This window comes from Thalassobaculum sp. (assembly GCF_965223715.1).
In the GTDB taxonomy this organism is placed as follows: domain Bacteria; phylum Pseudomonadota; class Alphaproteobacteria; order Thalassobaculales; family Thalassobaculaceae; genus Thalassobaculum.
The window spans coordinates 4,821,952-4,841,753 of record NZ_OZ245012.1 but is presented as its reverse complement, the minus strand read 5'-3'; the positions used below and the strand labels follow the sequence as shown (position 1 = coordinate 4,841,753).

Genomic DNA, 19,802 nt, shown 5'->3' with positions numbered 1-19,802 from the left:
GTTATTGTTTAAAATAACTTTAAGCTTGATCTTAATTAAACATTAACCGTCTATTTTCGTGGGGATATAACAATTTCAGAGACTGTCAGCGTCGGAATATGTCCCGCCATATAGCTTTTTCTCGGTAGGCAGCGTTCGAATGGATGAATTTTTCGAATGGGAAGTTGTGGGGCGAAATTAAACATATCCTCCCCGGACAGGGCGAATAGCCTTAGCACGTTTGTGGCGATATTCTTTTTTTGACTGCCGCCGGACGGGGGCCGAATGCATTCCCTCCGAGCAGGGTTGGGGCCGGCAGTTCCGGCCCCGCCCGGCGTGCCGATCAGGAGGCGGCGGGACGCGCGCCGAAGGCCGCCTCCAGCCCGGCGACCTCGATCCGGCCCATGCCCATGAGAGCCTCAGTCACCCGACCCGCCGCCTGGGGATCGCCGGCATGCATGAGCCGCGGCAGGGCCTTCGGCACGATCTGCCAGTGGATGCCGAAGCGGTCGCGCAGCCAGCCGCAGTGGCCGCCCTCGCCCCCATGGGCGCAGAGCGCCTGCCAGAGCCGGTCGGTCTCGGCCTGGTCCTCGGTCAGGACGGAGATCGACACCGCATGGCTTGGCTGGGACGGCGGCGCGCCGTTCATCGCCATGTAGGGTGTTCCGGCCAGGGTGAACTCCACCACCAGCGGCGGTCCGTTCGGGTCCGGGCGGAAGATCTGGTCGATCCCGCTATCCGGCAGTAGCGAGCAGTAGAACTCCGCCGCCTCCAGCGCCCCCTTGGGCAGGAACAGGCAGGTCCGCGTCTTCGCCTTGAACAGCGGATCCGCCCCGAGCGCCCGCGGGAGCGAGGCGGCCAACTCCTCGAGCTGGTCGGTGGCGGCGTTCCAGCCGGCCTCGAATCCCATCTCCAGATGCTGCTGCACCGTCTCCACCGACGGGTGCCGCGCGCCCCAGATCATCCGGGTGCGCCCCTGCCCCGCATCCTCCAGGGTCAGGAAGCCGGTCATGAAGTGACTGCCCGAGGGCACGAAGCCTTCGGTATAGGCGTCGGTGAAGGTGAGGTGCCGGCCGGGCTCAACCGCCAGGAACGCGCCCTTGTTCTCGAACCTTTCGCCCTCGGGGCCCTCCATCACCGTGTTGAAGCGGCCGCCCGGGCGCAGCTCCATCTCGGCGGCGGTCACCTGCCAGGGCTTCGGGCAGTGCCACTGCATCAGCAGCTCCGGCTCGCTCCAGCACCGCCAGACGGCGGAGCGGGGCGCGTCGAGCACCCGGTCGAGAACGAGTGTGCGGTCGTCGGGTCTTTGGATCGGCGTGGTCATGACGGATGCGGCTCCCAGGGGCGGGCTTCGAACAGAAGCGTGATGTAGCGTTTGAGATGGTCGACCTGCTCGACCGCGACGTCGGGCCCGCCCCCGGCCTTGGCCAGGATGAAGGCGCCCTGAAGCACCGCCTGGGTGTGGCGGGCAAGGCTGGCAGCGGTCCAGTCGATGCCGGTCAGGCCACTCGCGTCCATCGCCTCTGCGATATCGCCCTCCAGGGTGCGGGCATGGCCGAAGATGCTGCGCCCGCAGGCATCGGCGATGTCCGGATGGGCGTCGTAGGCCTCCTGGACCATGGTGCCGACCAGGCAGGTGAAGTTGCAGAGTTCGCCGGCGATCAGCGCCCGCCGGAAATCCACATAGCCGAGCACCCGGTCCAGCGGATCCGCGTGGCTGTGATAGGTGGCAGAGGCGAACAGCCCGCCGGTCAGCTCCGACCAGTGATCCGCCGCGGCAACCGCCAGCGCGTCCTTGCTCCTGAAGTGATGGAAGAACGCACCCTTGGTGACGCCGGCGGCGGCGCAGAGGTCGTCGACGCTGGTGGCCGAGTAGCCCTTGGCGCGGATCACCGACAGGGCCGCGGTGAGCAGCTTGTCGCGGGCACTCGGCCTTCCGGCGGCGGGTCGGGGCATCGGCGTCTCCTCAGTTAGCGCAACATACCAACTGGTCGGTATCTTTGTAAACCGACAAACGCCCCCTCCGCCGACCGGACAAAAAAGGCCGGCGATGCGAGACACACCGCCGGCTCGAGTGGGCCGGGAGGTACCAGCCGTCAGGTCAGGAAGGCGAAGGGATCAGCCCACCCGGTCCCAGTAACGCAGGGCACCGCAAGTCTCGATGAAGGCGGCCGTGTCCCCCTTGCCGGAGAGCACCTTCATGCCGTCGTCGCGATCGGTGATGCCGGCCGCATCCAGCAGCGCGCCCGCCGCATCGCTCAGGGCGATGAACTTGGCATGGGCATAGGCGTCGGCGGCGAAGCTCCGGGCGGCGTGCATGGACTTCAGGTCCGCCACGCCGTCCTCGGACACGATGATCGCCACCGCGTCGTAGAGGACGGAGGGGCCGCCATCGATCTTCTGCTGCGCCTCCAGCTTCTTGCCGTCGGACAGCCGGACGCCATAGACCTGGGGGGCGACGATCTCGACCATGGCGCCGGCCTCCTCCACGGCGTCCATCAGGCCGTGCACCAGCGCCGCGTCGGCTCCGTCGGTCACCAGGATCCCCAGCTTGCGCCCCTCGAACCGGCCGGGGCCGTTCTTCAGGATCGACAGCTTGTCGGAGACCGGCAGGTCGACCGGCGACCGGGCCGGCTCCGCCGCCTTCGGCATGGTCTCCAGACCGAGCCCGTCGGCCACATCCTCGGCCAGCCCGTCATCGATGTTCAGTAGGTGCGAGACGACCCGCTCGCGGATCCCCGGCACTTCGACCTTGGACAGCTCGAAGACCAGGGCAGCGGCGATGTGGCCCTGCTCGATCTCGGTCTGGCTCAGGTAGAACTGGCGGGCCTGGCTGTAATGGTCGGCGAAGGTCTCCGAGCGCACCCGGCGCTTGTCGCCCTGCACCCGCTCCGCAATCGACTGGAAGCCCTGCTTCGGCGCCGCCCGCGGACCGCCCTGGGCCCAGGAGTTGGGCTCGTAGTTGGCCCGGCCCTTGGGGTTGTGCATCGCCATGTGCCCGTCCTGCTGGAAATGGTGGAACGGGCATTTCGGCGCGTTGATCGGGATATGGGTGAAGTTCGGGCCCCCCAGGCGTTTGATCTGGGTGTCCAGGTAGGAGAAGTTCCGGCCCTGCAGCAGCGGGTCGTTGGTGAAATCGATGCCAGGAACGATGTTCTGGGTGCAGAAGGCCACCTGCTCGGTCTCAGCGAAGAAATTGTCGACCATCCGGTCGAGCACCAGCCGGCCGATGATGCGCACCGGCACGTCTTCCTCGGGGATCAGCTTGGTGGCGTCGAGGACGTCGAACTCGAACTTGTCGGCGAAGTCGTCGTCGAACACCTGCACGCCGAGTTCCCATTCCGGGAAGTCGCCGGCCTGAATGGCGTTCCAGAGATCGCGCCGATGGAAGTCGGGATCGGCGCCGTTGATGGTGACGGCCTCATCCCAGACCACGGATTGCAGGCCCAGCTTCGGCTTCCAGTGGAACTTGACGAAGGTGCCCTTGCCCGCCTCGTTCACGAAACGGAAGGTGTGGACGCCGAAGCCTTCCATGAACCGGAACGAGCGCGGGATCGCCCGGTCGGACATGGCCCACATGACCATGTGCATGGATTCCGGCATCAGCGAGACGAAATCCCAGAAATTGTCATGGGCCGACTGGGCCTGGGGAAAGCCGCGGTCCGGCTCCGGCTTCACCGAGTGGATCAGGTCCGGGAACTTCATGGCGTCCTGGATGAAGAACACCGGGATGTTGTTGCCGACGATGTCCCAGTTGCCGTCTTCGGTGTACAGCTTTACCGCGAAGCCGCGCACGTCGCGCGCCAGGTCCGGCGAGCCCTTGCTGCCGGCCACCGTGGAGAAGCGCACGAAGGCGGGGACCCGGTTGCCGGACTTCTGGAACAGGCTGGCGGAGGTGAGCTCCGGGATCGCCTCGGTCACCTCCAGATAGCCATGCGCCCCGTAGCCGCGGGCATGGACCACACGCTCGGGGATGCGCTCATGGTCGAAATGGAACAGCTTCTCGCGGAAATGCAGGTCCTCCATCAGGGTCGGACCGCGCGCCCCCGCCTTCAGGCTGTTCTGATCGTCCGACACCGGCGTGCCCTGGGCCGTCGTCATCCGGGCGGCATCGGCCTTCGGGGTCTGGTGCAGTTCGCCGCCCTGTCCCCGCTCGGCCGGATGATCGGTCCGCTCGTTGGAGGTCTGGCTGTCGCTGGTCGCGCGGTACAACGGCTCGTCTTGCATGGGATACCCTCGGGGTTTCTGGGTCGGTTCGCACGGGCGAACGGCGCGGTCGGAACACACGCGTTCTCCAGTTTTGAACAGTTCCAGAAACCGAAAGTTCCGGGCCTTCGGAGACAGCACTGACACAAGTGGCGGTGGCAGGCGGCGGAAGGCGTCTACATCCAGGTTCCCGACAGCGTCACGGGCGTTGCACCCGTGCCGAGCTTGAAGCGGGACACGCCTTCCATGGCGGCGTCGATGCCGCCCAGGTCGAGCCAGCGCACGCCGTCGGCCGCCAGCCGCCGCATGCCTTCCCACAGCAGCAGCCTGTTGGCATTGGCGGCACGGCCGGCCTCGCTGGTGTAGGCGAGCTGATAGGTGGCCGAAAAGCCGTGACGCAGGAACAGCACGCCGGCGATCGGATCCGACCCGCGCTCGGCCTGGAGCAGCAGCACGTCGCGCGGCCGCGGCGCACAGATCGACAGGGCGGCGGCGAACGCACCGCTGGTCGCGCGGAACCGTTTGCGCTTGCGCTCGGCATCGTACTTGGTGAGCAGCCAGTTCAGGGCCTGGCCCGAATGGGCGTCGCGGATGCGCAGCTTCTCCGCCTCGCCCGCCACGAGCTGGTTGCGCCATTTCTGGTTCATCCCGGCCCGCAGCCGGTCCGCCCCGATGGTCAGGTCCAGCCAGGCGGTGGAATAGCCGGTGATCGTCCGCTTCATCTTCAGGCTGTGCATCACCGAGCGGGAGACGTCGCCGTCGACCATCTCAGGCGTGAAGAAGAACCAGTTCAGCCGCGGCATCGGCCAGCGGTCGGCGATGAGCTGGTGGACGGCGACACATTCCTCCTCGGTCACGTCCTTCAGGAACAGCGGCCCGCGCACCACCTTGACGAGACGGGCCGCCCGGCCGAAGGACCATTCCAACGCCTGGACGATGGCGACCGGCTTGCCGTCGCGGGTCACCACGCCCCGGGTCGGCCGGTAGGGAGAGCCGGCGGAGATCGCCTCGCCATACATCCAGGCCTGCTCCAGCGGCGCCATGGCGACGGCGCTGTGCAGATCCATCCAGCGGCGCATGTCGACCCCGTCCCAGGTCAGCACCAGCCCGGCCCGTTCGCCCCCCGGCCGGCCACCCTCCGTCGCCGATCGTCTCCTGCTGCGGGCTGTCGCCATGGTGGTTCCGTCTCCGTCGCGCCGAGGCTACTCTGGCCCCATGGTAGGCATTAAGAACAAGCCCGTAACCATTCTCGGTCACCTGGTCCCGCGCCGGCACTTTACGTGGTGGGCGATCGTGTATGTGCTGATTTTCATCGGCCTGCCGATCACCCTGCTGATGGCGCTGCTGGACTTGGCGGCCTGGGCCCTGACGGTCCACGTCTTCGGCGCCGACTGCTACGGCGTCGGCTGCCTGTTCCAGTGAGGCTGGAGCGATGCGGGTCGAGCTTCAACGCTGCACCCGGACCGGTCGGCCATTCCACATCACCCGCATCGAAGAGGGCGACAACCGGCTGGAGATGATCTCCGCCGACCCGGACCCGCGCCTGCAGGATGTCGTGCTGTCCTACACCGGCTACCGCGAACGCACATCCGGGCCGACGCGCCGACAGGAACTACCGACCACGGGAATCGTACTGATCTTCGATTTCGGCCCGACCCTGCGGTTCCTCGACAGGGAGGGCGCCCGCGTGGTCGGACGCCATGCCGGCGGCTTCCTTGCCGGGCTGTCCGAAGGACCGGTCCTGACCGAGACCGCCGGCGCCCAGAGCGGGCTGCATGTGAACCTCACCCCGCTCGGCGCCCGGCGGTTGCTCGGCCTGCCGATGAGCGAAATCGCCAACCGGGTCGTCGGGGTGGAGGCGGTCTTCGGGCCGCGGGGTGCGGCACTGGCTTCCGCCCTTCGCGACATGGACGACTGGCCGCGCCGCTTCGCCCTGATCGACGAGACGGTGGCGAGGCGTCTGATGGAGACGGAGCGCGTCCCCGGCCTCGCCGCTATGGCCTGGCACCGACTGCAGCAGACCGCCGGGCGCATCTCCGTCGCCCAGCTCGCCTCCGAACTGGACTGCAGCCGCAAGCATCTGTCGGCGGTGTTCCGCGACCAGCTCGGCCTGCCCCCGAAGCGCCTGTCCCGGGTGCTGCGCTTCCGCCATGCGATCGACCTGTACGACCGGCGGATCTGCACCGGCTGGGCCGATATCGCCTATGCCAGCGGCTACACCGACCAGGCCCATTTCGTGCGCGAGTTCCAGCATTTCAGCGGGGCGACCCCGACGGAGTTCCTGCGCCGCCGCCGGCCGCACGAGGATGCCACCCTGGCCGGCTGACCGCCGGTAACAAATCTACAATTCGGCGTCCCGCAGCCTCGCTAGGCTGGCGTCAGACCGTCCCGCCAGACAGAGGAGCCGCCCATGGCGACCCATCCGACCGTATTCCCCTGCATCAAATACGCCGACGCCCGCGCCGCCATCGACTGGCTGGAAAAGGCCTTCGGCTTCGCGCCGAAGCTCGTCGTGCCGGGCGACACCGGAACGATCATGCATGCCGAACTGCGCAGCGGCGCCGGGATCGTCATGTGCGGGTCCGCCGCCGATCCGGAGCCCGGCAATCCCTGGGCCGGCGCGCCGTTCGGCATCTACGTGCGGGTGGACGACGTCGACGCCCACCACGCCCGCGCCAAGGCCGCCGGTGCGGAGATCGTCAGCCCGCCGACCGACAAGCCGTACGGGGCGCGGGACTACTCGGTGCGCGATCTCGAGGGCCGGCTCTGGTCCTTCGGCGACTACGACCCGTTCGCCGAGGCCTGACGGCGGATCAGCCGTCCTTGCTCTCGGGCAGCTCGATCCCGGCGAGCTTCTGGAACACCTTGATCACCGCGCTGTCGTCCTCGCGTCCGAGGCCGGCCGCGGCGGCGGCCAGGAACTGCTGGTGTGCCGCCGCCGTGAGCGGCAGCGGGAAGGTGTGCCGCTTGCCGGTCTCCAGCACGATGCCGAGATCCTTGACGAAGATGTCGACCGCACTCTTCGGCGCGTAGTCGCCGTCGAGGATATGCGGCACCCGGTTGTTGAACATCCAGGAGGCGCCGGCGGAGTTGGAGATCACCTCGAACAGGGTGCGCGGATCCACGCCGGCCCGCACGCCGAGCGCCATCGCCTCGCAGGCGGCGGCGATATGCACGCCGGCGAGAAGCTGGTTGATGGTCTTCACCGAGGAGCCGATGCCGTGAGCGGTGCCCAGGCGGTAGACCTTCTTTGCGATGGCGTCGAGCACCGGCTGGGCCAGCTCGAACGCCATGTCCGGGCCGGACCCCATGATCGACAGCTCGCCGGCATTGGCGCCGACTGCACCGCCGGAAACCGGGCCGTCGATCATGTAGATGCCGCGATCCGCCAAGTCCTGCCCGATGGCGATGGCCTCGGAGGCCGGCACGGTCGCGCTGGCGATCACCACGGAGTCGGCCGCCATGGCCTCGGCCGCACCGGCATCGGCGAACAGCACGCCGCGGGTCTGCTCGGCATTGACCACCAGGACGATGGCGACGTCGACATTCTTGCCGAGTTCCCACGGGCTCGTCGCCCAGTGTCCGCCGATCTCTTCCAGCTCGCTGCGGCGGGTATCGACCACGTCGCAGCCCCAGGTCTCGATCCCGGCCCGGCGGAGCGAGCGTGCCACGCCCATTCCCATGGAACCGAGGCCGATCACGCCGGCGCTGATAGTCTCGCTCATGCCATCCTCCCGTTCGCTGGCTCGCAGCGCTATTGCCTTCGCGACGGGGGCCTGTCTAGCGCGGTTACGTGAAGACTTCGTAGAGCCGCAGGAACATGCGTACCGCCGTCACCCCCAAGAATAGCGCGAAGGCGCGGCGGAGCCAGACCCGGTTCAGCTTGTGGGCGATGGCGGCGCCGTAGGGCGCCATCAGGGAGGACAGCGGGAAGATCAGCAGGAAGCCGATGATGTTGATGAAGCCGATGGACAGCGGCGGCCGGTCCTCCACGCCCCAGCCGGCGATGGCGAAGCCGATCACGCCGGGAATGGCGATCGGGAGACCCAGAGCGGCGGCGGTGCCAACGGCGCGGTGGATCGGGTAGTTGAAGGCCGACAGGGTCGGAACGGTCAGCGTTCCGCCGCCGATGCCCATGGTCACCGAGAAGCCGCCGATGAAGAACGACATGATCCCGTTCTTCACCTTGGACTCGGGCAGCTTATCAGCCACCTTCAGACCGTCGCGGCTGGCCATGTTGATGGCGACCAGCGAGGCGACAACGGCGAAGATCGCGGTCAGCATCCAGCTCTTGAACTGGCCGGCGAGGATGGTGCCGATGGTGGCGCCGACAAACGCCCAGACGGCCCAGACCTTCAGCAGGTCGACATCCACGTTGCCCTTCTTCCAATGCGCCCGCATGGACATGATCGAAGTCGGGATGATCGTCGCCAGCGAGGTCGCCACGGCCACGTGCATGGCCCATTCCTGCGGCAGGTGCAGCACGCCGAACAGGTTGAACAGCACCGGCACGATCACGATTCCGCCGCCGACACCGAGCAGGCCCGCAAGCAGGCCGGCGACGGCGCCGGTGAACATCAGGACGAGAATGGACGGGAGATAGGTGGCGATATCGCCGCCGAATTCGGGCATCAGGGAGTCTCCGGACAGGAAGGCGGGTGTTCCCTACACCGGGAGCGGCAGGGAATAAAGACGTCAAGACGAAGCACCCCGGGCGCCGGTGCACCGCAGATCCTGAATCAAGTTCAGGATGACGGTGGGGAGAGTTCAGGGTGACGGTGGGGAGAGGCGGTGCCTCTCGCACCCCATCCCGCGACCCGACGCTGGGTCCTGGAGCTACCCGGCCCGCGATCCGCCCGGCCCGCCGATCGTCCCACTCGCGATCTGTCACGTGTGAGAGCTGGACCGTGCGAGAGCTGTCACCTTCGAGAGTTGGACCGTGTGAGAGCTGATCGGATGGAGAGCGAACACCGCGCCGCTCCCGTCATCCTGAACTTGATTCAGGATCTGCGGTGCACCGCCGCCAAACTCCCCGCCTTTGCCTGCCTCACGCGAAGGTGTGTTCGCCGCCGCCCGCGCCTGCCGTATGAGGTCGGGATCCGGTTGCGGAGGCTGACATGCGTGTCCTGGTTCTCTTCCTGCTCCTGACGCTCGCCCCGCCGGTCCAGGCCGCCTCGCCCGTTGCGACCGTGACCGTCGAAACCGGCAGGCCGTTCGGCGCCTATGTCGAGGCCCTGCCGAAGGCGATCACAGACACCGGATTCAACATCGTCGGCATCGCCTGCGCGACCTGCGCGATCCGCGGCGCGTTCGGCGAGACCGTGCCCGGGAACCGGGTGTTTCTGTTCTTCCGGCCGGACTACGCCCGCCGCATGCTGCAGGCCAGCACCGAGGCGGGCATCGAGGCGCCGATCCGGCTCTATGTGACCGAAGCGGCGGACGGAACCGCCCGGGTCACCTACCGATCGCCGAGCGATGTCTTCGGCGCCTACGGGATCGATGCGCTGAGCGTCCTGGGCCGGGAGCTGGACGCCCATGTGGCGGCGATCCTGAAGGCCGCCGACGAGGCGGGCTGAGCGAGCCGCCATGCCGCTCCGCGATCCGATCATCCCGACTTCCGGCCCCCGACCGGGAAGGTTTCACCCCGGTCCATGGTCGCCATCCATCGGCGCCCTATCTTTCGCCTCGATCACGCTGCGATCGCCAACAAATACGACACCAACAGGGAGTAGCCCCATGACGCACACCCCCTCTCGCCTGACCCGCCGCGCCGCCCTTCTCGGTGCCGCGGGCGCCACCGCGCTTGCGGCCTCCGGGACGCTGACCGCCCCGCCGGCCAGCGCCAGCGCCCCCCTGATGAGCCCGACCCAGCGGACCCATCACCGCTTCAAGCTCGGCGAGTTCGACGTCACCGTGATCCATGACGGCTTCATCTCGCTGGACGGCCCGCATCCCATCTTCGGCACCGACCAGGAGCCCCAGGCGGTCGAGGCACTGGCGGCCGAGAACTTCCTGCCGCCGAAGAAGATGACCATCGGTTTCTCGCCCGTCGTCGTGAACACCGGGTCCGAGCTGATCCTGTTCGATACCGGCAACGGGGCCGGGCGCCGGCCGGATGCCGGACAGCTCCGTGCGCTGCTCGCCGGGGCCGGCTACACGCCGGAGCAGATCGACATCGTCGTGCTGACCCATTTCCACCCGGACCATATCGGCGGTCTCATGGAGGACGGCACCCCCGCCTTCCCGAACGCCCGCTACGTCGCCGGCCGGGCAGAGTACGATTTCTGGTCGCCGGAGGAGAAGGCGAGCGGCCCGACCGAACGGGTCGGCAAGCTGGTGCAGTCGAACGTGATCCCCTTCGCCGAGAAGATGACCTTCCTTGAGGACAACCAGGACGTGGTCTCCGGCATCACCGCGATCAGCGCCTTCGGCCATACCCCGGGCCACCTGGTCTTCCATGCGGAAAGCGCGGGCCAGCGGCTGATGATCACCGGCGATACCGCCAACCACTACGTGGTGTCGCTGCAGAAGCCGGACTGGCATGTCCGCTTCGACATGGACAAGGAGGCCGCCGCGGCCGCGCGCCGCAAGGTGTTCGGCATGATCGCCGCCGACCGTATCCCATTCTCCGGCTACCACATGCCCTTCCCCAATATCGGCTATGTGGAAGCGCAGGGCGACGGCTTCCGCTATGCGCCGGTGAGTTACCAGTTCGACGTGCAGTGACGGACAGCCCACGACGACGCCACGGGTAATAGAGCCGGCCGATTTATTTCGGCCGGCTCATATGTTTGCTGAATAGATTTTAATGTTCTGGAGAAACATTAGGCCGTACGGTTCCTGCTCAGAATAACAAAGTCAGGAAACTACTGGCCGATGACGCAGGATGACCGCGATCCGGCCCAGGGCAAGGACGGGTCCGGCCACGCGGGAAAGACTCCCGGCGGCACCGCTCCCATCGACCTGGACCCAAGACTTCTGCCGTCGCTGCGCCATCTGATCCGGGACGGCGCCAGCCTCGCCGCGATGAGCGACGGACTTCCCGAGCCGGAACTGGTGCTCGCCCTGGTGGCGGACCTGCCAGCGGTCGCATCGGCCACCCTGGAGACCGACCCTGCCCCGCTGTCCCCCGCGCAGCGTCGGTTCGACCTGAAGCCGGCCGGAAGCGAGGACCACCAGTACATCCTGGTCGCCACCTTTCATTCCCCCGCCCTTGCCGCCGAAATGGAGGACGATCTCCGCCGAACGCTCGACCTCCTGCGGATCGGTGGCGGAGCGATCGGCGAGCCGGGCCAGCCCTCGGTCGACCTGCGGGTCTGGCGCAAGGAACGCGCGCTCGCCCACATGCGCCGGGCGTTCGTCGTGACCGACCGCGACCAGCGCATCCTGTGGGCCAATCCGGCCTTCGAGCGGGTGACCGGTTTCCGGCGCACCGACGCCGCCGGCCAGATCTGCGACGTGCTGCTCGGATATCGGGAGCATAACCCCGAGCTCTTCCCGCAGCTTACCGCGCACCTGCAGGAGCGCCGGTCCTTCGAGGGCGAGATCAGGATCGCCAATGCCTGGGGCGAGGAACTGACCCTCCACCTGGAGCGGCTCCCCGATGTCGATCCCAACGGCCGCCTGGTGTGGCTGTCGCTGCTCACCGAAGGCTCGCAGAACGGGGTGGCGGAGCGGAGCGAGACGGAGAGCCGGTCCCTGGCGATCTCGGCCAACCACGGCCAATGGTATTTCGAGACCGATACGGAGGACCGATTCGTCCGGGTCTGGGGCGGACCCGCCGTCGCCATCGGCCGCCGCATCGGCGCGCGGCGGCAAGATGTCTCCGCCGAAGACACCAACACCCAGAAGTGGGACCAATACCGCCGGGCGCTGGCCCGCCGGGAGCCGTATCAAGACTTCGTCTACCGGGTGAAGGCGGTCCCGCACGACCGCCTGGTGATGGTTTCCGGCACGCCGCGTTACGACAGCCAGGGCCGGTTTCTCGGATACGAGGGGGTGTCGCGGGACGTCACCGACATCGAGCGCAACCGCGTCAACTCCATGCTGGTGGGGGCGGCGCTGGAGGGCATCCAGGAACTCATCGCCCTGTTCGACGACATGGGAACGGTCCTGTTCATGAACCAGGCTTTCGTGCAGACCTTCCGCCTCGATCCCCAGGCCATCCGTCTGCGGGAGACGACGATCGAGGATCTGACGCGCGACATCATCCGGCGCGGCGATCCGGACCTGGACGCCGAGACCCGGGAGATGGCCGTGGTAGACCGGCTGCAGCGATACTGGGCGGCAACCGGCTCCCACGACTTCCGCTTTGGCGACCGCTGGATCCGTCTCCATGACCGGCCGACCGCCGATGGTGGACGGCTTGTGGTGGGCTTCGACAACTCCCAGGCCCGAGCCAGCAGCGAGGCGATGACCGCCGCCCTGGCGAAGGCCGAGGCCTCCGCCCGCGCGGTCGACGCCTTCCTGGCGCGCATGAGCCACGAGCTGCGCACCCCGCTCAACGCCATCATCGGCCTGTCAGAACTGATGACCGCAGAGCAGCTCCAGCTTCCCCCGGACAAGCTTCGGGAATATGCCGGCGACATCAACCGGTCCGGCCGACATCTGCTGGACCTGATCCAGGACATCCTGGAGTTCTCCTCGATCCGATCCAAGGACCGCACGCTGGCCGACGAGCAGGTGGATGTGAGCGCCGTGCTGGAGGAGGTGCAGGCGATCGTCCGGCCGATCCTGACCCGGCGCCGCCAGACCCTGGCGGTCACCAACACCCTGGCCCCGACCGACCGGATCCGCGGCGATGCCCGCGCGGTGAAGCAGATCCTGATCAACCTGCTCACCAACGCCTCCAAATACGGCCGGCGGGAGGGCAATGTCTGGCTGGAGCTGGCGCGGCGGGAAGACCGGGCGGTGATTGTCGTGATCGACGACGGGCCGGGCATCGCCCCGCGCGACCTGCCCCATGTGTTCGACCCGTTCTATCGCGGCATGAACCCGATGAGCACCACGTCGGACGACGAGGATATCGACGGCACCGGCCTCGGCCTGGCGATCGTCAAGACGATGGCCGAGCGCATGGAGGGGACGGTGACCCTGGACAGCTCGGCGGAGACCGGAACCCGGGTGACCATCGACCTGCCGTTGGCCGCCGAGCCGGTCGGGCCGGCTACGGATCGACCGGCCAGCCGGTCCGCCGACAGAATTCAAGCTGTTCCGGAGTGAAGACGGTGAGATCGCGCTCCCGCCACCGGCCGATGCTCGACGGCACGATCACGCCGCCGACCGCCGCGTTCAGCGCCGCCTCGTCAGAGTTGAGTCCGAGTCGGGCGGCGAGTGCGGCCACCTGGGGCACGGGGTCAGTGGCGAAGGCGTCGAAATTCAGCGGGTAGATCCGGCCCTCATGCCGCGCCAGCAGGTCGTCCAGCCGCCTCTGCGTCCGGATCCAGTATTCGAGCTGAGCCGCCTCCGGTGCGGCGAACGCCTCCGGCTCAAGGTCGAACAGCCAGCTCCAGTTGCCGAGCTGTCCCTTGTTGTCGCTATAGGCCATGTCCAGCGGGTGACGCGTCACATAGACGAAGAGTGCGTCCGGCCAGCGCTCCAGGATCGGCTCGACGAACAGGTGGCAGTTCGGCTCCTTGGTCATCCAACCGATGGCGCCCGGGGTTCCGGCCAGTCCCCTGCCCTGTGCCCTGCGAAACCGGCGCAGGCCCGGCCAGCGCAGCATCGACATGGCGCCGACGCCGTCGCGCATGACCTGCTCGAACAGGGCCAGGCGGCGGTCGATCGCCGTCGGGCTGGCGCCGCTGCGGATCCAGTCCGGGCGCTTGAACAGCTCGGTGAAGATCAGGTTGTCGTTGGCGCCGTTCAGGCAGCCGCCGGCGTAGTAGCCGAGCGCCATCATGGTGCCGGCCACCGCTCGGGTCCCGGAGCCGCCAAGGCCGCCGATGAACAGGATGGGTGCTTCAGAAGTCACCCGCGGCGGATAGCCGAGCGGGCCCGGCCCGTCAATGGCGGCGAGCGCCGAAGGGACGGTCCGGGCCGGCAGAACCTACTCGGCGCCCTCGACGATCCGCATGTCGCGCTCGGCACCGTCGGCCAGCGCGTCCAGCGCCTCCTTGTAGGCCGGGCTGTCATGGGTGGCGATTGCGGCCTCCACGCTTGGGAACTCGATCAGCACCGTGCGCTCGGCCAGACCGGCCTCGTAGGTCTTGGCCGGCATGCCGCGGGCCAGGAATTTGCCGCCGCCGGCGGTGATCGCCGGGCCGGCCAGCTTGGCATAGGCGGCGAGCTTGTCCGCGTCCTTGACCTTGCGATACGCGGAAATCCAGTAGGCTTTCGCCATGTCATCCTCCGAAACAGTCGTGAGGGGCGATGAGAACGGGTCGGCAGGCGCTTTGGCAATGGCCGATCGCCAGCTCAGGCCGCCGACGCCCGCCTGCCTGTGAACAGGATCCACAGCACGCCGATCGCCAGCACCACATAGACGGCGCAGGCCAAGGCGATGGCCTCCATGGAGATGCCGGCATCGAGCCCCCAGCCCATCAGCGCCGGCGACAGGGCGCTGGAGACCACCGAGCAGGCGGTCACCAGCGCCCGGATCGCGCCCAGGTGCCGCACGCCGTAGATCTCGGCCCAGAGCGTGCCCAACAGGGTCGACGATGCGCCGGACGTGGCGCCGCACATGGCCAGGAAGAACAGGCCGGCCCAGACCGCGTCCGACACCGCCAGGACCGTCAATCCGATCACCATCGGTGCCAGATAGACCCGGGCCACCCGGCGGGCACCGATCCGGTCGATCGCCGGGCCGGCCACCAGGGCGACGGCGATCTGGCAGACCGCGTAGCCGACATAGCCGGTGGCGAAGACCGACAGGTCCCAGCCCTTGGTCTCGGTCAGGTGGACCTGATGGAACAGGATTCCCGTCACGATGAAGGACGGCGCCAGCACGGCGGTGAGCGACCACAGGAAGGTCGGGTCGCGCAGGACCTCGCCCCGCGTCCATTGCCGCAATCCGCCCTCGGCCCCGTCGTCCAGGGTCCGCGCCATCAGATCCGTATGCCGTCGGCCATGGGTCGCGAGGAGCAGCAGGGCGAGGGGCAGGAATACCGCCAGGGCGAGAAGCCCCGCGGCGCCATAGGTCCAGCGCCAGCCGATCAGCGCGATCAGCGCCACCGCCACCGTCGGCCAGACCGCCTCGCCCACCGGGAAGCCGAGCGCGGCGAGGCTGACCGAGCGGCCGCGCACGCCGGCATCCGCGTAGCGGGCGACCGACGTCACCGCTGTATGGCTCGCCAGCCCCTGGCCGAAGAACCGCAGCAGGAACAGCACGACGACCAGCGTGACCGGTCCGGTCATCACCGAGGCGAACCCGGAGGCGGCCGCGATCCCGGTCAGCACGATGGCCGCGAAGATCCGCAGATCCACCCGGTCGATCATCCCGCCGGCCCAGAGCAGCAGCAGCCCGCTGGTCAGGGTCGCCGCCGAGTACAGGGTGCCGAAGCCGCCATGGGTCAGGTCGAACGCCGCGCGGAACTCGGCTGAGAACAGGGAGATGAAATAGGTCTGCCCGAAGCTGGACGAGAACGACATCAGGAAGCCGAAGGCGAGCAGCCGCCAGTCGAGCGCCAGACCGCGAAGCGACATCATGATCGCGACCCGCCGCCCGCGCCCTCAAGGGCGAAGAGTTCCGGCGGCGCATCGACACCGGGAAGGGCAGGCCGGCCGCGGGAGCTCACCGGGACCTCCGGGCAGGCCTCGACGAGGGCCCGCGAGAGCAGCACGGTGTCGCCTGTCTGTTTGCAGGCCTGCTCGATCCGGTTCGCGAGATTCACGACATCGCCGATCACCGTGAATTCCAATCGGTCCTCGCTGCCGACATTGCCGACCATCGCCTCGCCGGCATGAATGCCGATGCGATGGAAGACGGGCCGCTCCCCGGCGGCGACGCGTTCGGCGTTGATCGTCTCAAGAGCGGCCATCATGCCCTCGGCCGTCGCCACCGCGCGCTCGCAAGGCGCGGGCACCGCCCCGGTCGCGCCGAAGGTGGCCAGGATGCCGTCGCCGATGAACTTGTCGACCGATCCGCCGTTGCGGAAGATCACCTCGGTCATGCGCTTCTGGTAATCGGCCAGAAACCGCAGGGTCGCATCCGGTCCCATCGACGCCGACAGGGCGGTGAACCCTTCGATGTCGGATACCAGCACGACGACGAAGCGGAGGCTGCCGCCGGGCCGCAGGAACTCGGGATCCGCCGTCGCCACCCGCTCGGCGACTTCCGGCGAGAAGTAGCGGCTGAGCTGGCCCGCCGCCTGCTCCAGCCGGGCGGCGGACAGCACCGTGCGCCGAGCGATCCAGGTCGAGAAGGTGACGATGGCTCCGGTGGCCAGCAGAAACGCGGTCTCGTTGGCTACCCGGCCCAGATGCAGGGCCGGCCCCATCACGTGCTCCTGCCAGGTGGGCAGTGTCGCCAGGACGGTGTCGGGATCGTCCAGGGCGAGGCCGAACAGCAGGCCGTGGAACAGCGCCAGAAGGACCGTGACGAGTGCGGGATAGAGCGGCTGCAGGGTCGTGGCGGTCACCACCAGCAGGATCAGGCCCATGGGATAACCGGTCTTCACCAGATAGGAGGCCGCCGTGCCCGTCCCCTCCCATTCCAGGAACACGAAGGGTCCGGTCGCCAGGATCGACACCACCACCGCCACCAGGCCGGCCCGGGTCACCCATCGCCGTCGGCGCACCTGAAACAGCAGCCCCGCCAGCACGAGAATGCCCAGCAGCGAGACCGCGAGGACCGACAGCGGCATCGCCCGGGACACGAACAGGAGAATGCCCAAGGTCAGGGCGACGAGACCGACGATCTCCAGGGTGATGAAGAGGGCGACGCCCTTCGCCTCGCGGTCGCGCAGGACCTCGGCGGTCGTGCTCACGCTCGGGTCAGCTCCGCCAGCGCAGGGTGGTTTCGCGCACCGGGTTCTCGAACGCCCCCTCGCTCCAGCCGCCATAGGCCTTCTTCAGGCGGTAGTACCACTTGGCCTGCATGTCGGCGTCGTTGATGAGCATCAGGTTCGGATCGTATTTCAGCCCGCGCTGCTGCTTGACCACCACGTCGCGGTCCTGGCCCAGGAACTTGCGGGCGAAGACCCGCAGGATCGGCTTCAGCGCCGCGGCCCAGCCCACGTTCCAGTACATCAGGTGGTGGATCTCGGTGGTCTGCCTGTCGATCGGGGTGACCGTGGTCAGGTTGCACACCCGTTTGGCGCCGACCTCGATATCCTCGATCCGGATACCCGGAAGGCGGAAACGGATCTCGGTCGTCGGCGTCCCGCCCAACAGCTTGTAGGCGGCGGAGTTGCTCGACGGCTGGTGGCGCAGCATGGCGAAGCCGTACTCGGCCGGCCCGAAGCGCTTGGCCTTCTCGTGGATCGAGCGTTTGGAACGCCACCACCAGCTCTGGTGTACGAACGGGCCGTGGGCCGGGTCCATCAGCCCGATGACCGCGTGGTCGATATGGCTCGGAAAGATCATCCGCTCGCAGAGGCCGGGGCCAAGCGCGGTGACCTCGGGCAGTTCGGGCGGGGCCACCTTCGGCTCGGCCCGGCCGCGCGGGTCGGAGGACATGTAGACCCAGATGCCACCGCCGCGCTCCTCCACCGGATAGGGGCGCACGCGGATCGCGTCCACGTCCATCTCCTGATCCTCGGTCAGGGAGGGGATGCAGGTGCAGTGGCCGTTCGGGGCAAAACGCCAGCCGTGATAGCAGCACTCCACCTCCTTGCCGTCGAACCAGCCGTCGGAGAGCGGGATGCCGCGATGCGGGCAGATGTCGCGCAAGGCGAACACCTTGCCCTCGCTCGTGCGGGCAAAGACCAGCGGCTCTTCCAGCAGGGTCTTGTCACGCATCTCACCCGGCTTCAGCGCCGCCGAAGGCATCGCGAAGTACCAGATGTCGCGGAGAAAATCGTTTGCGTCGATCGCCATGACCGGACACTGCCACCAGACCCCGCGGCAGGCAACGGGCATGCACCGCCCTGCGACGTCTCATCCCTCGGCGCAATCTATCCCCCGGCGCAGTCTATCCCTCGGCGCAGTCGATGCAGAGGGTGACGGCAGGATCGAAGGTGAGGCGTTCCAGGGCGATCTCCTCGCCGCAGCGCACGCACAGTCCGTAGTCGCCGGCTTCCAGCCGGGTCAGCGCGGACTCGATGCGCTGCAGCTCCAGGGTGCGGCGGCGGTCGGTCTCCAGCGCCATGGCCTGGTCCTGCAGCGCGTCCATGCGGGACAGCCGGCCGACCCGGGACTGGTCCAGCTCGACCGCCTCGCGCGCCTCCTTGGAGCCGGCGACCAGAGCGCTGACTTCGGCCCGGCGCGCGCTCAGGACGCGGCGGACCTCGTCGTCATCACCCGGATCGAAGGGAGGATCAGCCATCCGGATAGGATGCCGGACCGGGACGCGGGTGTCATCCCCGGTGCCGCTTCACTCCGCTTGGAACCCAGATCTTCTCTCACTGCTAGAGCGGAATGGGATGGAAAGACTTGGGGAGCTCCGCGAAACCGCTCAATACACCAGCTGGTCGTCGCCGCCGGAGCCACCGAGCACGATCTCGCCGCGGTCGGCCAGATCCTTGGCGGACTGCACCATGGCGTTCTGGGCGTCTTCAACGTCCTTGAGGCGGATCGGGCCCAGCGCCTGCATGTCTTCGCGCATCAGCTTGCCGGCGCGCTCGGACATGTTGGAGAAGAATAGGTCGCGCAGTTCCTCCGACGCGCCCTTGAGCGCGATCGTCATCTTGTCCTTGTCCACCGCCCGCAGCAGGGTCTGCACGCCGGCCGGGTCGAGGCGGTTCAGATCCTCGAAGGTGAACATCAGGGAGCGGATCTTTTCCGCGCTGTCCTTGTTGCGCTCTTCCAGGGCCGACAGGAAGCGGCTCTCCGTCGCGCGGTCGAGGCTGTTGAAGATCTCGGCCATCATCTCGTGGCTGTCGCGCCGGTTGGTGCGCGCCAGGTTGGACATGAACTCGGTGCGCAGCACCCGTTCGACGTCGCGCTCGATCTCCTTGTTCACCGCCTCCATGCGCAGCATGCGCATGACCACTTCCATGGCGAAGTTCTCGGGCAGGGTGGCCAGCACCTTGGCCGCATGGTTCTGGCTGATCTTGGCGAGGATGACGGCGACGGTCTGCGGATATTCGTTCTTCAGGTAGTTCGCCAGAACGTTCTCGTTCACGTTGGCGAGCTTGTCCCACATGGTGCGACCCGCCGGGCCGCGGATCTCCTCCATGATGTCGGCGACCCGGTCCTCGCCCAGGACCTTGGTCAGCAGACGCTCGGTGCTGTCGAGCGACCCCACCAGGGAGCCGGTGGAGGAGACCTGCTCGGCGAACTCGACGAACAACCTTTCGACGATATTCGAAGAAACCGTACCAAGCCCAGCCATGACCTGGGAGATCTCCTTGATCTCCTCGTCGTCCATCTGGCTGAACAGCGCGGCGGCCTGCGCCTCGCCCAGGGACATGAGCAGGATGGCGGCCTTCTCAGGCCCGTTGATGCTGCGGTAATCCTCGCGAACGCGCATGATCCCTCCGGCCCTTGGTGCCGATGTCACCGAAATATAGGGTCAT

General features: G+C 67.6%; 19 protein-coding genes. 6 read left to right on the top strand and 13 right to left on the bottom strand.

The genetic code is table 11. The annotated features are described in order from the left end of the window. Nucleotides 1-322: 322 nt before the first annotated feature. The 4 genes from ACOQOP_RS22440 to ACOQOP_RS22425 form a co-directional block, all read right to left on the bottom strand. Nucleotides 323-1,303 carry a VOC family protein gene (locus ACOQOP_RS22440; protein ID WP_420564046.1) on the bottom strand — a complete coding sequence of 327 codons (981 nt, stop codon included), beginning with the start codon at nucleotides 1,301-1,303 and terminating at the stop codon, nucleotides 323-325. Then, nucleotides 1,300-1,935, bottom strand: a complete 636-nt coding sequence (locus ACOQOP_RS22435) for a TetR/AcrR family transcriptional regulator (RefSeq protein ID WP_420564045.1) — start codon at nucleotides 1,933-1,935, stop codon at nucleotides 1,300-1,302. Before ACOQOP_RS22435 ends, ACOQOP_RS22440 begins: the two co-directional genes overlap by 4 nt. Before the next feature lie 162 nt (nucleotides 1,936-2,097). Further along, on the bottom strand, nucleotides 2,098-4,206 hold the full coding sequence (locus ACOQOP_RS22430; RefSeq protein WP_420564044.1) for a catalase: 2,109 nt from the start codon (nucleotides 4,204-4,206) through the stop codon (nucleotides 2,098-2,100). Nucleotides 4,207-4,361: 155 nt separating this feature from the next. Next, on the bottom strand, nucleotides 4,362-5,360 hold the full coding sequence (locus tag ACOQOP_RS22425; RefSeq protein ID WP_420564043.1) for a GNAT family N-acetyltransferase: 999 nt from the start codon (nucleotides 5,358-5,360) through the stop codon (nucleotides 4,362-4,364). A 118-nt stretch (nucleotides 5,361-5,478) separates the two neighbouring features. Between ACOQOP_RS22425 and ACOQOP_RS22420 the strand changes: the two genes are divergently transcribed. The 3 genes from ACOQOP_RS22420 (at nucleotide 5,479) to ACOQOP_RS22410 (ending at nucleotide 6,991) form a co-directional block, all read left to right on the top strand. After that, nucleotides 5,479-5,607 (top strand): hypothetical protein, encoded by a 129-nt coding sequence (locus ACOQOP_RS22420; protein ID WP_420564042.1) that lies wholly within the window; start codon nucleotides 5,479-5,481, stop codon nucleotides 5,605-5,607. Between the two features lie 10 nt (nucleotides 5,608-5,617). Further along, a complete protein-coding gene (locus ACOQOP_RS22415; RefSeq protein ID WP_420564041.1) occupies nucleotides 5,618-6,511 on the top strand; it encodes a helix-turn-helix domain-containing protein in 894 nt (297 codons plus the stop codon). Nucleotides 6,512-6,595: 84 nt separating this feature from the next. Beyond that, a complete protein-coding gene (locus ACOQOP_RS22410; RefSeq protein WP_420564040.1) occupies nucleotides 6,596-6,991 on the top strand; it encodes a VOC family protein in 396 nt (131 codons plus the stop codon). 7 nt (nucleotides 6,992-6,998) lie between these two features. Here the strand turns inward: ACOQOP_RS22410 and ltnD are convergent, their stop codons facing one another. Together ltnD and ACOQOP_RS22400 are read right to left on the bottom strand one after the other, a co-directional pair. Continuing rightward, the gene (gene ltnD, locus ACOQOP_RS22405; protein ID WP_420564039.1) at nucleotides 6,999-7,910 is read right to left on the bottom strand and encodes an L-threonate dehydrogenase; all 912 of its coding nucleotides are present in this window, start codon (nucleotides 7,908-7,910) and stop codon (nucleotides 6,999-7,001) included. A 64-nt stretch (nucleotides 7,911-7,974) separates the two neighbouring features. Further along, entirely contained in the window at nucleotides 7,975-8,817 is an 843-nt protein-coding gene (locus tag ACOQOP_RS22400; protein ID WP_420564038.1) for a sulfite exporter TauE/SafE family protein, read from the bottom strand. Between the two features lie 485 nt (nucleotides 8,818-9,302). Between ACOQOP_RS22400 and ACOQOP_RS22395 the strand changes: the two genes are divergently transcribed. The 3 genes from ACOQOP_RS22395 (at nucleotide 9,303) to ACOQOP_RS22385 (ending at nucleotide 13,407) form a co-directional block, all read left to right on the top strand. Next, nucleotides 9,303-9,761 carry a DUF302 domain-containing protein gene (locus ACOQOP_RS22395; RefSeq protein WP_420564037.1) on the top strand — a complete coding sequence of 153 codons (459 nt, stop codon included), beginning with the start codon at nucleotides 9,303-9,305 and terminating at the stop codon, nucleotides 9,759-9,761. Nucleotides 9,762-9,921: 160 nt separating this feature from the next. After that, a complete protein-coding gene (locus ACOQOP_RS22390; RefSeq protein WP_420564036.1) occupies nucleotides 9,922-10,911 on the top strand; it encodes an MBL fold metallo-hydrolase in 990 nt (329 codons plus the stop codon). 150 nt (nucleotides 10,912-11,061) lie between these two features. Next, the gene (locus ACOQOP_RS22385) at nucleotides 11,062-13,407 is read left to right on the top strand and encodes a PAS domain-containing sensor histidine kinase (RefSeq protein ID WP_420564035.1); all 2,346 of its coding nucleotides are present in this window, start codon (nucleotides 11,062-11,064) and stop codon (nucleotides 13,405-13,407) included. On the opposite strand, the gene ACOQOP_RS22380 is transcribed toward ACOQOP_RS22385, so the two are convergent. The 7 genes from ACOQOP_RS22380 to fliG form a co-directional block, all read right to left on the bottom strand. Then, nucleotides 13,352-14,158 carry a sulfotransferase family protein gene (locus tag ACOQOP_RS22380; RefSeq protein WP_420564034.1) on the bottom strand — a complete coding sequence of 269 codons (807 nt, stop codon included), beginning with the start codon at nucleotides 14,156-14,158 and terminating at the stop codon, nucleotides 13,352-13,354. The genes ACOQOP_RS22385 and ACOQOP_RS22380 overlap by 56 nt on opposite strands. Before the next feature lie 75 nt (nucleotides 14,159-14,233). After that, complete coding sequence (locus ACOQOP_RS22375; RefSeq protein ID WP_420564033.1) at nucleotides 14,234-14,527, bottom strand: DUF1330 domain-containing protein; 294 nt, start codon at nucleotides 14,525-14,527, stop codon at nucleotides 14,234-14,236. A gap of 74 nt (nucleotides 14,528-14,601) precedes the next feature. Continuing rightward, nucleotides 14,602-15,831: an MFS transporter gene (locus ACOQOP_RS22370; protein ID WP_420564032.1), complete on the bottom strand. Its 1,230-nt coding sequence runs from the start codon at nucleotides 15,829-15,831 to the stop codon at nucleotides 14,602-14,604. Next, nucleotides 15,828-17,111 carry an adenylate/guanylate cyclase domain-containing protein gene (locus ACOQOP_RS22365; protein ID WP_420564031.1) on the bottom strand — a complete coding sequence of 428 codons (1,284 nt, stop codon included), beginning with the start codon at nucleotides 17,109-17,111 and terminating at the stop codon, nucleotides 15,828-15,830. The genes ACOQOP_RS22370 and ACOQOP_RS22365 overlap by 4 nt, the downstream gene beginning before the upstream one ends. A gap of 7 nt (nucleotides 17,112-17,118) precedes the next feature. Further along, nucleotides 17,119-18,162: a Rieske 2Fe-2S domain-containing protein gene (locus ACOQOP_RS22360; RefSeq protein WP_420564030.1), complete on the bottom strand. Its 1,044-nt coding sequence runs from the start codon at nucleotides 18,160-18,162 to the stop codon at nucleotides 17,119-17,121. Between the two features lie 94 nt (nucleotides 18,163-18,256). Further along, nucleotides 18,257-18,610, bottom strand: a complete 354-nt coding sequence (locus ACOQOP_RS22355; protein ID WP_420564029.1) for a TraR/DksA family transcriptional regulator — start codon at nucleotides 18,608-18,610, stop codon at nucleotides 18,257-18,259. Between the two features lie 129 nt (nucleotides 18,611-18,739). Next, nucleotides 18,740-19,756, bottom strand: coding sequence for a flagellar motor switch protein FliG (gene fliG / locus ACOQOP_RS22350; protein WP_420564028.1), 1,017 nt, complete (start codon nucleotides 19,754-19,756; stop codon nucleotides 18,740-18,742). Nucleotides 19,757-19,802: the final 46 nt, after the last annotated feature.

What these genes read in the sequence shown, in the direction of transcription:
- ACOQOP_RS22435 (WP_420564045.1), bottom strand. Translation starts at nt 1,935, where the DNA reads ATGCCCCGACCCGCCGCCGGAAGGCCGAGTGCCCGCGACAAGCTGCTC.
- ACOQOP_RS22375 (WP_420564033.1), bottom strand. Translation starts at nt 14,527, where the DNA reads ATGGCGAAAGCCTACTGGATTTCCGCGTATCGCAAGGTCAAGGACGCG.
- ACOQOP_RS22395 (WP_420564037.1), top strand. Translation starts at nt 9,303, where the DNA reads ATGCGTGTCCTGGTTCTCTTCCTGCTCCTGACGCTCGCCCCGCCGGTC.
- ACOQOP_RS22360 (WP_420564030.1), bottom strand. Translation starts at nt 18,162, where the DNA reads ATGGCGATCGACGCAAACGATTTTCTCCGCGACATCTGGTACTTCGCG.
- fliG (WP_420564028.1), bottom strand. Translation starts at nt 19,756, where the DNA reads ATGCGCGTTCGCGAGGATTACCGCAGCATCAACGGGCCTGAGAAGGCC.
- ACOQOP_RS22385 (WP_420564035.1), top strand. Translation starts at nt 11,062, where the DNA reads ATGACGCAGGATGACCGCGATCCGGCCCAGGGCAAGGACGGGTCCGGC.
- ACOQOP_RS22425 (WP_420564043.1), bottom strand. Translation starts at nt 5,360, where the DNA reads ATGGCGACAGCCCGCAGCAGGAGACGATCGGCGACGGAGGGTGGCCGG.
- ACOQOP_RS22390 (WP_420564036.1), top strand. Translation starts at nt 9,922, where the DNA reads ATGACGCACACCCCCTCTCGCCTGACCCGCCGCGCCGCCCTTCTCGGT.
- ACOQOP_RS22355 (WP_420564029.1), bottom strand. Translation starts at nt 18,610, where the DNA reads ATGGCTGATCCTCCCTTCGATCCGGGTGATGACGACGAGGTCCGCCGC.
- ACOQOP_RS22430 (WP_420564044.1), bottom strand. Translation starts at nt 4,206, where the DNA reads ATGCAAGACGAGCCGTTGTACCGCGCGACCAGCGACAGCCAGACCTCC.
- ACOQOP_RS22415 (WP_420564041.1), top strand. Translation starts at nt 5,618, where the DNA reads ATGCGGGTCGAGCTTCAACGCTGCACCCGGACCGGTCGGCCATTCCAC.
- ACOQOP_RS22370 (WP_420564032.1), bottom strand. Translation starts at nt 15,831, where the DNA reads ATGATGTCGCTTCGCGGTCTGGCGCTCGACTGGCGGCTGCTCGCCTTC.
- ACOQOP_RS22400 (WP_420564038.1), bottom strand. Translation starts at nt 8,817, where the DNA reads ATGCCCGAATTCGGCGGCGATATCGCCACCTATCTCCCGTCCATTCTC.
- ACOQOP_RS22410 (WP_420564040.1), top strand. Translation starts at nt 6,596, where the DNA reads ATGGCGACCCATCCGACCGTATTCCCCTGCATCAAATACGCCGACGCC.
- ltnD (WP_420564039.1), bottom strand. Translation starts at nt 7,910, where the DNA reads ATGAGCGAGACTATCAGCGCCGGCGTGATCGGCCTCGGTTCCATGGGA.
- ACOQOP_RS22440 (WP_420564046.1), bottom strand. Translation starts at nt 1,303, where the DNA reads ATGACCACGCCGATCCAAAGACCCGACGACCGCACACTCGTTCTCGAC.